Here is a 15,252-nt window from a genome sequence, read left to right as displayed (position 1 = left end):
AAATATTATGAAAAAGTCAAGTTCACAAAAAATTAGCTTAGGATTGTTTGTAATTCTTAGTACAATCATATTAATTATTGCTTTATACTTTATTGGGAATCGACAAAATCTTTTTGGTAAAACGTTTAAAATTAGTGCTGTTTTTAATAATGTAAATGGCTTAATATTAGGGAATAATGTTCGCTATTCTGGAATAAACGTAGGTACTGTAAAAAATATAAATATGATAAATGACACCACCATTTGTGTAGATATGATCATTGAAGAAAAATTTTTAAAGCATATTAAAAAAAATGCTGTAGCAGGTATTAGTTCAGATGGCTTGGTTGGTAGTATGGTAATAAATATTGCTCCAGAAAAAGCATTTGCAGCACCATTAAACCCTGGAGATACCATAAAATCTTATAGTAAAATTTCAACAAACGATATGTTGGAGACATTAAATACAACCAATGATAATATTTCTTTATTAACATCAGACTTGTTAAAAATTACCACCAATATTCAAAAAGGAAAAGGAACTTTAGCAATGTTATTAAACGATCCTGATTTAGCAACCAGTTTAAAAAACACAATTTTTAATTTACAAACTGCAAGTAAAAGTGCTTCAAATTCATTAACCGAATTTAACAGCATTATAAAATCTATTAATTATGATGAAAGTTTATCGGCTGTATTATTAAGTGATTCCATTGCAGCAATCCAAATGAAATCCATTATTGCAAATTTAGACACTTCAAGTTTTGGAATAGATTCGGTTATTACCAATTTAAATGAATTGGTGCTCACCATAAAAAATGGAAATGGAACCTTAAACTATGTGGTTAATGATACAACTTTAGTTAACAATATAGATTCAACAGTAAAAAATATTAAGGAAGGAAGTATTCGTTTAAATGAAAATTTAGAAGCCTTAAAACATAATTTCTTTTTTAGAGGATATTTTAAAAAATTAGAACGAAAAAAAGCAAAAGAGGAAAAAAATAAAAAGTATAAAAGTGAAATTAACGATTGAGTAATTAAACAATCATAAATTGATTATTATCATTTCAATAATTTCAACTTAATGGTAAATTGTAATTACTAAATTTTACAGTTATGAAAAAAACAGTTTTATTAATATTTGTAATACTTTTCGCAAGTATTTTATCTTTAGAAAGTTGTGGCCCTGTAGTATTTTCTTCAAGGTTAGGAGCACCTCCACCAAATTGGTTTTATCCAAATAGAGTTGAAACCGTACGTTACGTATATTTTCCAGATTATGAAATTTATTACGATTTTTCTCTAAGAAATTATATCTATTTTGATAATGGGGCTTGGCTAAGTGTTGAAATACTCCCTAAACGTTTTAACGGAATTAATTTAAGACGAAGTAGACAGGTAAGAATTAAGGATTATTTTGGTGATAATATTAAAAGATATCATAATGATAATGTAATTAAAAGAAGAAATCCATCAAGCAAAAGATACCATTAATTCAAAGTTTTCAAAATGAAAATAATTCAATTAAAAAAACACATAAGTGAGTATAAAAATTCAATTAAAACTGTAGTTGAAAAAAAAATTCTTTGGGAAAAGAAAACCAAAAAATTACTAATTTCAACCTTAAATAAAATTGTTAGTACCTATAATATTGGCTGGAAAGTTCAAGAATTAAGCTGGATTAACACAAATGAAGCTGTAAATATAACATTCCATTCATTTCCTCCCGAATTAATTGAAAGCACAAATAAAATTCCTTCATACCAGTTTATACAAGGGGCATCTTTGGTATTTTCTCAATCATACAATGGAGATGTAAATATTTTTATTTTACATCCAATTATTGATGATTTAGTAGAGAATTCAAATGAGACAGATTTATCCACTTATGCTCCTAAAAATATAAATGAAGCCCTAATTATTGAAAAAGTTGATGAATTTTTAGAAAAAATAATAAGTTGGGAAGTTCCAGCATTAAAAAGTAAAGTTGGCTTTTAAACTATTTATTTACTCGTTTTCAAGTTTTATAAAAGTAATTTCTGGTCGCATACCCAACCTACCAGGAAAACCCAACCAACCTAAACCACGATTTACATACAAATACTGCTGATTCTGTTTGTATAAACCTCCCCAATGCTTGTATTTAAATTTAATTGGGCTCCATTCCAAATTTTTAATTCTTATACCGGCCTGCATACCGTGTGTGTGTCCAGAAAGCGTAAGTGCTATATTTGTTTGTTTCAAAACTTCAAGATTCCAATGTGTAGGATCGTGAGACAATAATATTTTAAAGGGTATGTTTTTAACATTTTTTATTGCTTCTTCTAAGTTTCCATATTGTTTAAAAGGTGGAATTCCCCAATTTTCAACACCTATAATTGCAATTTTATCGTTATTAATTGAGATAATTTCAGCTTCATTTAATAATAATTTGAAATTTATTTTTTTAAAAAAATATTTAATAGACTCGTGATTGACTTGTTTTGCTTTAAGTGATTTCCACTTGCTATAATCTCCATAATCATGATTTCCTAAAACTGCATACTTTCCCTTTTCAGCTTTTAATTTTTGTAAAACTTTACTCCACCCCATTAATTCCCAAGCATAATTATTAACCAAATCACCTGTAAAGAAAATAAAATCAGGTTTTAAACTATTAATTCTACGTATTGCCCTGTCTAAAATATGATATCTAAAACTAAAACTACCCAAATGCAAATCTGAGATATGTACAATTTTTAAGTCTTTAATATTTTTGGGAAAGTCTTTAAATTTAATATGAATTCTATGTACTTTAAATCTGTAAAGGGTTCTAAAAATTCCATAAATAATTATAAAAAATGGCAAAAACCCTGAAAACAAACCTAAAATTGGAATAACAATTAAAGATTCCTTTTCAGAAAATGCATAATTTGTAAAGTTGAGAATAGAAATAATAACAACAAATATTAATTTTGGTACTAAAGAAGATACTACCAAACCATATAATGATGAAATATAAACTTGTTTTTTATAAAGGTGAATTTTATCAACCCTCATTTTTAGGATAATTATAGCAGCAATCAATCCAATTGTAAATAACCAAAAAGCACTATAAATAATAATTTTAATACTTTGTATAGAAATAAGGTTTGTAATTGAAAGCAGCCAATAAAACGCCAAAATATCAACCACAAGAATTACAAAACACAATAAAAGTATGGTATGAAGTGGATAACTTCGCATAACCTAATTTGTATTTATTTTCTTCGTTTATCTTTAAAAGCCCAATAAATCCCCTTTACTCCCGAAACCCAATTATCATACATAAAAATAAGCGTTACTTCTTCTATTGTTTCAAGAATTCCTAAAACAATCATTACATAAAATAGCCAATAAATGGGTTCAAAAAATAATAACCAAAGAATAAATATACTTTGTACAATGGCTGATAATTTTGCTAAATATGTATGAAATGCAGTTGCCTTGCCATATTTTATAAATGCTATAATCATTTGAATTATATATGGAGAAAAAGAAACAATAATTAAAATATAATTTTCTTTAATAAAATTGAACTCAAATATTAAAATAGCTATTAACCCAAGTATAAATGTAATTTGGTCTCCAAAAGAATCCAGTTGAGAACCTCTGGCACTAGTTATTTTTAATTTACGAGCCACAAAACCATCAATAGCATCAGTGCAATAGCTAATTAACAAAAACCACGTAAAAATGTTTCTTTCGTTTAAAAAAAGTAACAATAATAATATGGGTGCAGCCGCAATTCGGTAAAAGGAAATCCAATCTGCAATATTATAATTTTTAAATGTCAGCATTATAAAATATCAATATTTCATTCAGTATTAATAACTTCAACAAAAAGAAGCTAAACTTTATTTAAAATTAATGAGTACAATTATTCTACTAAATGATAAATATCAATTTATTTTAAAATTAAAGCATTAAAAATTAACTTTTTAACTTTTTTTTTACGAAATTTAAGGAGCTAAATGAAAATGAAAACGCTTTATGTTTTATCAAAACCGAAATATTTTTAATATTCTTTTTGAGGCAATTCCTGAAGGTGTTATTATTGTGAATGAAAATCAGGTTATTATTGCTGCAAACAATTCGGCCGAACAAATATTTAAGTATAGTACTGAAGAACTAAACGGTAAAAATTTAAATATATTAATTCCTTCAAAATACCATTCAAACCATCAAAATCATTTTTCAAAATTTATTAAAAGTAAAAATATCCGAAAAATCAAGCATGATTTAAATTTGGTTGGAGTAAAAAAAAACAAAAAAGAGTTTCCTGTTGAAATTGCTTTAAACCCATTTACTGTAAATGATGAAAACTTTATTCTTGCCTTAATAATTGACGTTACTGAACGTAAAGAATATAAAAATAAAATTGAATCGTTAAATACCCAGCTTGAAAAAAAGGTAACCCTAAGAACCTCAGAATTAAAAAATACAATTAAGCAATTAAAAGAGTTAAATTTAAATTATAAAAAAGAAATTATAAAAAGAATAGAAGCTGAAAAAAATATTAAAAATGCTTTGAAAAAAGAACAGGAATTAAATGGATTGAAAACTAAATTTTTATCCATGGTTTCTCATGAATTTAAAACTCCTTTAAGCGGTATTTTAACTTCTACAATGCTTTTAAACAAATATCAACTATCAGAAGAACATGAAAAAAGGGATAAGCATATTAAAACTATAGAAAGTAAAGTACGCTACTTAAATAATATTTTAAATGATTTTTTATCCATTGAGCGCCTTGATTCAAGCAAAGTTAATTATAAATTCACCACATTTAATTTAAGTAAAATTATAAATGAAGTTGTTTATAATGCTAATATGCTTTTAAAAAGTGGGCAAAAAATTATAATTCCTGAAAATTCAGATGATTTTATTTTAAAGCAAGATGAAAAAATTTTAGAACTTATTTTATCCAATTTAATTTATAACGCAGTTAAATATTCCCCAGAAAACATCACCATAGAATTACAAATTATTAAAAATGGGGAAAGTATAATTTTTAAAATTATTGATGAAGGTATTGGAATACCAATAAACGACCAAAAATTTATTTTTAATAGATATTTTAGAGCTGAAAATGTATTGAACACGCAGGGTACAGGAATAGGATTAAACATTGTACAAGCTCATTTAGAGAATTTAGGCGGATCCATTAGTTTTACAAGTGAAGAAAACAAAGGATCTGTTTTTACAGTTAAATTACCTTTAAAACATGCATAATGAAAAAAGTTTTATTAATTGAAGATGATATAGTTGTAAGAGAAAATACTGCTGAACTTTTAGAATTAGCCAACTATAAAGTTATTACTGCTGAGAATGGTAAATTAGGAGTTGCTGAAGCAAAAAAACACCTACCAGATATTATTATTTGCGATATTATGATGCCCGAATTAAACGGTTATGGCGTATTACAAATATTATCAAAAGAGAAATCTACCAAACAAATTCCTTTTATATTTCTTTCAGCAAAAACCGAACATAAAGATGTTAGAAAAGGAATGGATTTAGGGGCTGATGACTATATTACAAAGCCCTTTGATGAATCTGAAATTTTTAGTGCCATTGAAAGTAGGTTAGCAAAAGTGGCCATTTTTAATGAAAATATTAATGCCTTTAGTACTGAAGAAATTAATTTGGTTGAAAACGATATTAAAACATTAGATCATTTAAAAAATTATTTTACAGATAACGTGGAAGAATTTTCATTTAGTGCCGGTGAAATAATTTATCATGAAGGAGACAACTCCAATTATGTATATTTAATTTATAAAGGTGTTGTAAAAACCTTTAAAATTGATGAACAAGGTAAAGAATTAATAACTTCAATAAATAAAGATGATGACTTTTTTGGGTTTACTTCATTTTCTCACAACATACCTTATCAAGAATCTGCAGCAGCAATTGAAGAAACAAAAGCTTTTAGATTAACAAAAAATGAATTGCAGAAAATTTTAGAAAAAAACCATAATGTTACCTTGGAATTAATTGACTATTTATCTGATAATGTTACCGAAATTAAAGAACATTTGTTAGAAATGGCATATAGCTCAGTTAGAAAAAAAACTGCAAGTACAATTTTACTATTTTCAAATAAAATTAAAAAAACAAAGGATGACAATCCAAAAATTTCCAGAAGTGATCTTGCAAGTATTGCAGGTATAGCAACTGAAACTTTTATTAGAACTTTATCCGATTTTAAAAAAGAAGGAATTATTGATATTGAAGGAAGAAATATTAAAATTATAAATATTGATAAATTAAAAAAAATGAATTAATTTTTATAAGTTAAACAATTGATATATATCATTTAGCACTCCAATTTAGATAATTAAATTTATATTAAATATAATTTAATAGTCTAATGAAAAATATATTAATTCCTACAGATTTTTCAGCAAACTCTTGGAATGCAACAAAGTATGCACTTGAATTTTTTAAAAATTCTCAATGCAACTTTTACCTGCTGCACGTTACTTTTATTTCTAATTATGCTTCAGGTGATTCTCCCCTAATTCCAACAGATACTGTTATTGAAAAAACGCTTTTAAAACAAGCAAAAAATTCATTAAACCAGCTTATTAAAAAAATAAAGAAAACTGCATTAAATCCAAACCATAATTTTTACGCAGTTTCTAAATACGATTTTTTTATTGATGCTGTTAGAAGCGAAATTAAAGAGAAAAAAATAACGCTTATTGTTATGGGTACCAAAGGAGCTTCAGGTTTAAATGAAGTTATAATTGGTAGTAATACAGGAGATTTAATTACACAAGTACAATGTCCTGTATTAATAATTCCTGAAAATGCTGTTTTTAAAGTCCCTAAAGAAATTGCTTTTCCAACAGATTATAATATTTTTTACCAAACAAATGTTTTAAAATATATTTCCGAATACACTAAAATGTTTGATGCTACAATAAGAATATTGCATATAGCAAAGAAAAATGAAACACTAACAGAATTTCAACTAAAAAATAAAGATTTTTTAAACGATTATTTTTTAGATGAAAATCATAGTTTTCATAGAATTACTTCAAAAAAAATTGAAAATGGAGTACAATGCTTTGTAGAAAGTAGAAATATTAATTTAATAATAATGATTGCAAAAAACCTAAATCTTTTTCAACGGATATTATTTAAACCAACTGTTGAAGAAATAAGTTACCATACTGAAATTCCTTTTTTAGTATTACACGAATAAAATTATAATTATGGAAAATATATCACTTTTTTTGGCAAAATTCTGGGGTTGGTACTTAATTATCTTCTTTTTCATATTAAGCTTTAACCCAAAAAGAATTGTACAAATAATTAAAGATTTAGAAGATCAAAAGTTTGTAATTCTAATTTCATTTTTAGCAATTATTATTGGATTGCTAAATATTTTATTTCATAATATTTGGGAAAGTGATTTCAGGTTAATAATTACATTAATTGGCTGGATAGCTTTACTTATAGGTTTGGCGTTATTTATTTTTCCAAAACGAACCGTTAAATGGTTAGATTTTATAAATATAAAATTTGTTCAAGTTTTGTATATGCTACTATTTTTAACAGGAATTTACTTGTTAAGTATGGCTTATGGAATTGTTTTTAATTAAAATGATAACAATCATTGGTGTAATTGATACAAATCATTTGATTTTTAAAAATGCCACCTTAAATTTGAAGTATAAATTAAAAGTTCATTGATATTTTAGATTACAAAATACCTTTATAAAATAGTGCTGCGTTGCTTTGGTAAGGTAGCATATTTAAAGGATTTAAGAGTGTTTGTAAAAGTGGTGGTTTACATGGTGTTTTGAGGAAAAACAGTATGGTAAATTGAATGATTACATATAAAACAAGCTTAAGTTCTTTAAAAAGGAAACAGGAGTTTTTAACTCCTGTTTCTTATAAAAAAAAGTTCTTTACTAATTGTAGTAAAGGCTATTAAAGGAATTAAAAATATGGTTAAAAGTAGCATTTTTTGGGTTAATTTTAGAAGTAGAATATATTTGAGATTTGCAAACTTTGACGGTAAGATTAATTTCTTTAAAGGAAACAGGGAAGTGAGAACCTCCCTGTTTCTTCTAAAAAATAAAGAGCTTCAATATTTTTAATGAGTAGATTTTTTATTAGGGTAATGTAAAAGTTACACTAGTATTAAATTGTTTGAAAATTAAAAAATTCAATCTCTTTATCACAGGAGGTTAACGCCTCCTGTTTTCCACTAAAAAAAGTGGTATGCAAAAGAAAAAGTGCTTTACTAATTTTAGTAAAGGCAATTTAAAGGAATTAAAAATATGGTTAAAAGTAGCATTTTTTGGGTTAATTTTAGAAGTAGAATATATTTGAGATTTGCAAACTTTAACGGTAAGATTAATTTCTTTAAAGGAAACAGGGAAGTGAGAACTTCCCTGTTTCTATTTATATAACATTCAAATTTTAAAATTATGAAAATTTCTGTCCAATTTGAAAAAATGCAAACCAGTGAATATATGACTGAATTTGTAACTAAAAAGCTAAATAAACTTGGGAAAAAATATGATTGGATTATAGCTGCTCAAGTGTTTTATAAAAGCGAAAAAGATCCGAAAGGAAAAGGCAAATTTTGCAAAATAGAATTAAGTCACGTGGGTTCAAAAATATTTGCATTTTCAAACGAAGAAAATTTTCAAGCTGCAACAGATGAAACCATTAGAGATTTAGAAAAACAGTTGGAAAAACGAAAAAATGAAATGAAACCTTACGCTTAATGTGTTAAATAATTTAAATTTAAACTATTCTTGGCCTTTTTTAAGAGTTCCATTACCTCTTGGTCACTAACCTGGTTAAATTCTTCATAAAACTGCCCAACAGCTTGAAAATTCCTTGGAATTAATAAACAAATGGTTAAATCAACCCCCTCTAATGTCTTTACTTTATTTAAAGATCCAGATGGTGCAACTGGTAATGCTACAATAATTTTTGAAGGTTTTTGCATTTTAATTAGTTCAATACTGGAAATTAATGTACTTCCGGTTGCAATACCATCATCAACAACAATTACCGTTTTATCTTTAAATTCAATAGGTGTTTTATCACCATAAAACAACTGATAACGTTGATTTAATAATTTTCTAATTTTATTAGTTTCTTCTTCAATATACACTTTTGAAATTCCAGGTACAGAATCGTTTATAATTCTACTTTTTAAAGTTACAGCACCAATTGCATATTCTTTATTAAATGGATGCCCAATTTTTTTTGACAGCACAATTTCTAATGGAAGATTTAATTTTTTTGCAATTTCAAAACCAACAGGAACACCACCTCTGGGAATGGAGGCAATTACCGTATTTTTGGCATTACTGTAATTAATTAATTTATCGGCAAGTAAAATTCCTGCTTCTTCCCTGTTTGTAAACATAATTATTTTCTTAGTTAATTAAGGTATTTATTAAACCATTCACCTGAAAGTTTAGCAACTATTTCTAGTTTGCCCTGCTCCTGAAATAAATGAGAAGCTCTCTCCACAATTTTAAGTTCACATATACTGTTTATTTTTGATTTTGCTTTTTTATTTAATTCAATTACAACATCATCAAAACCACCAACAATTAACAACGTGGGCGATTTTATTTTATCAAGAATATCCATTGCTAAATCTGGTCTTCCTCCTCTTGAAACAACAGCTTTAACACTTTTTCCTAATATAGATGCAGCTTTTAAGGCTGAAGCAGCACCAGTACTTGCTCCAAAATAACCAATTTTCAAATATTTTGTTTCTTCATAATTCTGAACCCATTTAGTAACTTTTATTAATCTATCAGTAAGTAAATTAATATCAAACCTATTTTCATAAACAGCATCTTCTTCAATGGTTAAAAGATCAAAAAGTAAACTGGAAAAACCCATACCTTGTAGCAAACCAGCAACATAATTGTTTCTTATACTAAATCTGCTACTTCCACTTCCGTGAGAAAAAATTACAATTCCTTTACTATTTTCAATTAATCTTAAATTTCCCTTTAATTTAATTGAATCTACTTTAATTTCAATTTCTTCATATGTTTCTTTTATAGCATTCATTTCAAGAGTTTTAAAACATCATATTATGATAAACCATAGATTTTAAATCTTTCGGCAATTCAGTTCTTATATCTTCTAATTCACCTAAAGAAACATACTTACGTAATACAATAAAGGTTGTATTTATATAATTTTCTGCTATTTCATCATTTTCAAAATCATGTAAAGAGGTAACTCCATTAAACTCCCTAATTAAATCTATAAATTCCTCCATATTTTTAACGCGGTATTTTTTATGGCTAGACCAACCGTTTACGTATACAGCTTTTAAAAACATTGGAAACTGAGCCATTAGTTGTAATGATTCTTCAATTGATATAATTTCACGTAAACCGTGTAAAATTGAAGATAATACCCTACCTGCTTTATCTTTATCAGTACTTAAATTTAACTGCTTGGAATATTCTTTCATAAATGCATTTGCCTCTGCCGCAAATTGATTAAAATTTAGTGCCATAATATTTTTTTATTTAAAATTCATATACATCCCATTTCAAATCTTTTTTTTGAACCGCAACTAAATTTGGTCCTACAAATTTAGAATGAAAAACCGGTGGCTTTTTAGATTTTCTCTTAGAAGAATCATATTTAATTGGGTTTTCTAAATACCTAATCCTTTCACCTGAAGTATTAATTACATATTCTTCAATGTTTGATGAAACAATATCTTTTTTTAAAATTTCATTAAACCCAATAACATCTTTAGATGGTGCAATAATTAGTGCATAACCGTTTACAAAATTTGTAGCATTTAAAAACTGTGGAGGTATAATTTCCTTACCGGTTTTATCTATATACCCATAATAATAAATATCATTTATCATTTTTTTAAACAAACACATTCCATCTTTAAAAACTGGATAATCAATAGTATTAACTTTATTTTTACTACTATTTTTTTCAACAACTAAATCGTCTCTGTAATTAATTACTAGTTCACCATTTTTATTTACAAAACCCCACTGATTTCCTTTTTTAACAGCAGCCATTTCATCTTGAAAAGGAGAAATAGCATCCATATCAGTAATTATTTGAGCAAAGCAAAAAGTATTAATTAGAAGAAAAAAAATTAAAATAAATAGATTTTTCATAATAGCTTTAATTTATTATACATAAAGCTAAAACTAGTTCCCTTTTTATAAAATGATATTCCTCAATTTTATTACAATTAAAAAAAAATGACTTTATAAATCAGAAATTTATTAACTACACTAATTGTCTTAAAAAATTTATCTGTTACCAAAAAAAATAAATCAATAATTATAACTATTACCTAATTGATAGTTATCATTTTACAAATACAAAATGTTAACTATTTTAGTTTAACATAAATTAAATAGTATGAAATCTATAATAAAATACAGGGGGTTTAATAGAAACAAAAGCGTTGATGAACTTTTGTATAATAATATATTATGGCTACATTATTTCAATTTTATTAAAGTTGAAATTACTTTTTTAAAACAGCTTTTAAAAGAGTATCCTTTTAAAACTAACATACCCAATTTATTTGAACATATTCAGCTGTTTATTAAAGATTTAGACACTTTTGAAAATCATAGAATAAAAATTATTGAAAATATAACATCTCAAAATAAACAGCTTAAAACTAATTTTAATTTAGCTGCATTTGAGGATTTAGCTGAAGAAATTTCAGATTATAAACAAACATATATAAATCTTAAAAATAATATTTACGAATATTTAAGAGGCTTGTTAATTTCATAAAAATAACAAACACATGTTTTTAACTGTAAAATGATTAGCATCATTTTAATCTTGTTTTCAACACATTAATTTTGTTAAATAAGTCAAATTTAAATATAGAAGAATGAAAACAAAAATAAAAAAAGACTGGCGAGGAAGAGTTAAAAGTATTGAAGAATTGCATAACGATTCTAAAATATGGCTTTCCGAAATTGACTTTATAAATTTTGAAATTCGATTTTTAGAACATTTACTTAGTTCAAAATATATAGATTATTTAGATGCAGGTTTATATGATAGAATTGAGGAATTTACAAAACAACTTTTTAGCAAAAAAGCAGACGGCATTGAACTTAAAGAAGTTATTTTAGAACATGAAAAAATACTTTCCGATTTAATTGATCAAAACTGTGTAACTAGTAATAAAAATTATTTAGCAACTCACAATAATTTAGCTTTGGAAATAAATACTTTTATAAGTAAATACAAATATTTAAAAATGCAAATATTTGAAGTTGTAGAAAAAGTAATGAAAAAAAAAGAACAGAAAAAATTAAAATAATCTCATTAAAAATTAATCATTTTCAAATTCTTCAATTGCATTAATTATTGGTATTGTAAATTTAAATATACTACCTTCATTTACAATTGATTCTACCCATATTTTTCCTCCATGTTTTTCAACAAATTCTTTACATAAAAACAATCCTAAACCAGAACCTTGTTCATTAGCAGTTCCTATACGAGAAGTTTTATTTTCTATATCAAATAAATTATCTATAGTTTCTTTAGACATTCCAACTCCATTATCTTTAATTGAAATTTCAATGAAATTAGCGTCAAACGTTGAAATAATATTAATTGAACCTTGTTGATTACAAAATTTTATAGCATTAGATATTAAGTTTCTTAATATTGTATTTAACATGTTTTCATCAGCATTTACATACAAATTATGATGCACATTATTATAAATTTTGATTTCTTTATTTATAGCTTGTATTTCCAACAAAGAAATAACATCAGAAACTTGTTTAACAATTTCAATTCGTTTTGGGTTAAAATTTAAATTACCTGATTGAGAATTTGCCCAAATTAATAAGTTATTTAATAAACTAGATGCCTTTGATGTTGATCCCTTAATAATTTTAAGAAATTTTAACCGCTTTTCTTCATCATAATTACCCATATTTTCTATAAGTAATTCGGTAAACCCTTTTATAGAATTAAATGGATTTTTTAAGTCATGTGCAATAATTGAAAAAAATTTATCTTTTGTATTATTTAGTTTTTTTAAATTATCTGTTTGAATTCGAATTTCATCATTCATTCTCTTGATCTGATGATTTTTAAATTCTAATAAATTATATGCCTTTTTAATTGACGTCTGCTGGTATATTAGTATAACTATTAAAACAGCAAAAACTAACATTGCTATAATAAGAACATATGATATTTTCTTTTCGTTTTCGTATTTTAACTGGGCAATTTTACTTTTTGTTGAAAGCTCATCAATTGTAAAGTTAGATTTCTCTAATTCGTTAAGTGCATTAAATAATTGTACTTTTTTATTTCTGTCTATTTTTATTAAGCTATCATTTAATGTTTCGTGCTTTTTTATAAAAGATAAAGCTTTTGCAGTGCTCCCTAATTTTTCATATGCTAATGATATATTTTTTAGCGCCTCTAATTCAATATCTAAATCCCCAATTTTTCTTGAAATATTTAAGCTTTGTTTTCCATAAAAAACAGCTTTATTATATGCATTTAGTTTATTATTTAGTTCAGAATAATTTAAATATAAAATAGCCATTAGACCTTTATCTTCTACTTTTTTAGCAATTTTTAAAGATTTAGTAAAATAATTATCTGCTTTTTCATAATCTCCTTGCTTTAAATAATTATCCCCAATATTATTATAATTAACAGCAATTCCTGCTTCATCATTTAATTCTTCTTCAATCTCTATAGATTTAAAAAAATATTCAATTCCTTCAGGAATATTTCCTAAATCCGAAATTACATTGGCAAGGTTTGTATAACACACGGCAATTCCAGATTTATCGTCTAATTCTAAATAAATTGCTAAGGCATCTTCAAAATACCTTTTGGCAAAGGTGTAATTCTCCTGATTATAGTATAAATTTCCAATATCAATGTAATTTAAGGCAACACCATCATCATCAGAAATACTATTATATGATTTTAAGGATTTAAAGTAATATTCAATTGCTTTATCATCTAGGTTTAATATAAAATAATTATAGCCAATATAATTTTCTATAATTGCCAGCTTTTCAATATTATTTAATTCTTCATAGGCAACTGATGCTTTTAAATAATAACTTATTGCTTGTTGGTATTTATTTGTCAATTCAAAATATACCGCAATCCAATATAAACACTCAGCAATTTGAGGTTTAGAATTAATGCTGATTGCCTTTTCTAAAGCTGTATTATAATGATAATAGGATGAATCTAATTTATTATTCTTGTAATAATCTTTTGCAATTTTTATTGTTTTGGATATTTTAAAAGTATCAATTGAGACTTCAATTGGTGGTTCAATTAAGTTATTTCCGCTTTCAATATTTTGTGAATTGCCTATAAATGCAAGCAAAATAATTAATAATAAAATAACTTGTTTTTTCATTAAAAAAATTAATTGGGATAAGATGAAGTACTAAAATATTCTTTTAAAAACTGATTATTAATTATTTATAAATTCAAATTTACTATTATTTTTGAAATAAATATAATGAAACCTTAATATTCTAGGCTTGGGTTAATATCTAAAACATTTTGTTTATAATATTTATCCAGAAAATCTTTAGTAATAAATTTTTTTCCTTTTAAATTTAAAGTAGCATATAACTTATTAAAATTTATTGTTTTAAATTCATTTAGCATCTTTTTAGACAATGGTTTATAGCTATAATGCCAAGGTTCATATTTAAATCCTTTTCTGCTTTTATTATTAGTATATACCAAATAAAATCCAAATTTTTCGGAGTTAGCATCCATCCAAATTTTTAATCTTCTAAAAACTCCACCTTTAATATAATTACTTTCAATTAAAACCTGTTTTGGAGTTTTAACCAAACCATCCATAATATCAATATCCGTACCCCAATGATGACGAGATGAGCCCGGTAATGTAGAGTACTCAATTATTTTTTCTAGAGCTAATTTTGGGGGAAGTCCTTGAGAAATATATTTATCATACTTGCTATTCCATATATTTTTTTGGCGTTTAAAACTTCTATAAGCCGATACAATTTTTATATTAACACCATCTTTTATGGCGGCTTCTTTCATTTTATTAAATGCTTCAAAAACTTCTTTTTGTAATTTAAATTTTTCTCCTACTAAAGCCAAATCTCCTTTACCGGTTAAAGCGTTTAAACTGTATTGGTTTTGAGAAAAACCAGCAATGCTCAACATTAAAATGAAACAACATAGTAAAACTTTTGGCAT

Annotated in this window: 18 protein-coding genes; 10 read left to right on the top strand and 8 right to left on the bottom strand. The window is 25.5% G+C overall.

The window, feature by feature from the left end; translation table 11 throughout:
• Nucleotides 1-7: 7 nt before the first annotated feature.
• From BX611_RS05660 to BX611_RS05650, 3 genes are all read left to right on the top strand, one after another.
• Nucleotides 8-1,015: an MlaD family protein gene (locus BX611_RS05660; RefSeq protein WP_115879075.1), complete on the top strand. Its 1,008-nt coding sequence runs from the start codon at nt 8-10 to the stop codon at nt 1,013-1,015.
• 83 nt (nt 1,016-1,098) lie between these two features.
• Nucleotides 1,099-1,476 carry a hypothetical protein gene (locus BX611_RS05655; protein ID WP_115879073.1) on the top strand — a complete coding sequence of 126 codons (378 nt, stop codon included), beginning with the start codon at nt 1,099-1,101 and terminating at the stop codon, nt 1,474-1,476.
• A 15-nt stretch (nt 1,477-1,491) separates the two neighbouring features.
• Entirely contained in the window at nt 1,492-1,980 is a 489-nt protein-coding gene (locus tag BX611_RS05650) for a hypothetical protein (protein WP_115879071.1), read from the top strand.
• A 9-nt stretch (nt 1,981-1,989) separates the two neighbouring features.
• On the opposite strand, the gene BX611_RS05645 is transcribed toward BX611_RS05650, so the two are convergent.
• Both BX611_RS05645 and BX611_RS05640 read right to left on the bottom strand, forming a co-directional pair.
• A complete protein-coding gene (locus BX611_RS05645; protein WP_115879069.1) occupies nt 1,990-3,207 on the bottom strand; it encodes a metallophosphoesterase in 1,218 nt (405 codons plus the stop codon).
• Nucleotides 3,208-3,221: 14 nt separating this feature from the next.
• Nucleotides 3,222-3,800 (bottom strand): CDP-alcohol phosphatidyltransferase family protein, encoded by a 579-nt coding sequence (locus BX611_RS05640; protein WP_115879067.1) that lies wholly within the window; start codon nt 3,798-3,800, stop codon nt 3,222-3,224.
• Between the two features lie 193 nt (nt 3,801-3,993).
• On the opposite strand from BX611_RS05640, the gene BX611_RS05635 reads away from it, so the two are divergent.
• From BX611_RS05635 to hpf, 5 genes are all read left to right on the top strand, one after another.
• Nucleotides 3,994-5,235, top strand: a complete 1,242-nt coding sequence (locus BX611_RS05635) for a PAS domain-containing sensor histidine kinase (protein WP_115879065.1) — start codon at nt 3,994-3,996, stop codon at nt 5,233-5,235.
• Nucleotides 5,235-6,290 (top strand): response regulator, encoded by a 1,056-nt coding sequence (locus BX611_RS05630; protein ID WP_115879063.1) that lies wholly within the window; start codon nt 5,235-5,237, stop codon nt 6,288-6,290. The genes BX611_RS05635 and BX611_RS05630 overlap by 1 nt, the downstream gene beginning before the upstream one ends.
• An 86-nt stretch (nt 6,291-6,376) precedes the next feature.
• Nucleotides 6,377-7,216: a universal stress protein gene (locus BX611_RS05625; protein ID WP_115879061.1), complete on the top strand. Its 840-nt coding sequence runs from the start codon at nt 6,377-6,379 to the stop codon at nt 7,214-7,216.
• 10 nt (nt 7,217-7,226) lie between these two features.
• On the top strand, nt 7,227-7,616 hold the full coding sequence (locus BX611_RS05620; protein ID WP_115879059.1) for a hypothetical protein: 390 nt from the start codon (nt 7,227-7,229) through the stop codon (nt 7,614-7,616).
• An 834-nt stretch (nt 7,617-8,450) separates the two neighbouring features.
• The gene (hpf, locus tag BX611_RS05615; RefSeq protein WP_115879057.1) at nt 8,451-8,753 is read left to right on the top strand and encodes a ribosome hibernation-promoting factor, HPF/YfiA family; all 303 of its coding nucleotides are present in this window, start codon (nt 8,451-8,453) and stop codon (nt 8,751-8,753) included.
• On the opposite strand, the gene BX611_RS05610 is transcribed toward hpf, so the two are convergent.
• The 4 genes from BX611_RS05610 to BX611_RS05595 are packed head-to-tail and all read right to left on the bottom strand — an operon-like array spanning nt 8,750 to nt 11,159.
• Entirely contained in the window at nt 8,750-9,406 is a 657-nt protein-coding gene (locus BX611_RS05610; protein ID WP_115879055.1) for a phosphoribosyltransferase, read from the bottom strand. The two genes, hpf and BX611_RS05610, sit on opposite strands and share 4 nt — an antisense overlap.
• A gap of 14 nt (nt 9,407-9,420) precedes the next feature.
• On the bottom strand, nt 9,421-10,068 hold the full coding sequence (locus BX611_RS05605; RefSeq protein ID WP_115879053.1) for a dienelactone hydrolase family protein: 648 nt from the start codon (nt 10,066-10,068) through the stop codon (nt 9,421-9,423).
• A gap of 10 nt (nt 10,069-10,078) precedes the next feature.
• On the bottom strand, nt 10,079-10,525 hold the full coding sequence (locus BX611_RS05600; protein WP_115879051.1) for a DUF2267 domain-containing protein: 447 nt from the start codon (nt 10,523-10,525) through the stop codon (nt 10,079-10,081).
• Nucleotides 10,526-10,538: 13 nt separating this feature from the next.
• Nucleotides 10,539-11,159, bottom strand: coding sequence for a WG repeat-containing protein (locus tag BX611_RS05595; RefSeq protein ID WP_115879049.1), 621 nt, complete (start codon nt 11,157-11,159; stop codon nt 10,539-10,541).
• Nucleotides 11,160-11,409: 250 nt separating this feature from the next.
• Here BX611_RS05595 and BX611_RS05590 point away from each other — a divergent pair, with 250 nt between their 5' ends.
• The gene (locus BX611_RS05590) at nt 11,410-11,796 is read left to right on the top strand and encodes a hypothetical protein (protein WP_115879047.1); all 387 of its coding nucleotides are present in this window, start codon (nt 11,410-11,412) and stop codon (nt 11,794-11,796) included.
• Between the two features lie 103 nt (nt 11,797-11,899).
• Nucleotides 11,900-12,337, top strand: a complete 438-nt coding sequence (locus BX611_RS05585; RefSeq protein ID WP_115879045.1) for a hypothetical protein — start codon at nt 11,900-11,902, stop codon at nt 12,335-12,337.
• Between the two features lie 12 nt (nt 12,338-12,349).
• Here BX611_RS05585 and BX611_RS05580 read toward each other — a convergent pair whose 3' ends face one another.
• The gene (locus BX611_RS05580; protein WP_115879043.1) at nt 12,350-14,428 is read right to left on the bottom strand and encodes a tetratricopeptide repeat-containing sensor histidine kinase; all 2,079 of its coding nucleotides are present in this window, start codon (nt 14,426-14,428) and stop codon (nt 12,350-12,352) included.
• 113 nt (nt 14,429-14,541) lie between these two features.
• A complete protein-coding gene (locus BX611_RS05575; RefSeq protein ID WP_240324916.1) occupies nt 14,542-15,252 on the bottom strand; it encodes a M15 family metallopeptidase in 711 nt (236 codons plus the stop codon).

The sequence above is a fragment of the Lutibacter oceani genome, from assembly GCF_003384935.1.
Lineage (GTDB): Bacteria > Bacteroidota > Bacteroidia > Flavobacteriales > Flavobacteriaceae > Lutibacter > Lutibacter oceani.
This window is presented reverse-complemented; position numbering and strand designations above follow the sequence as displayed.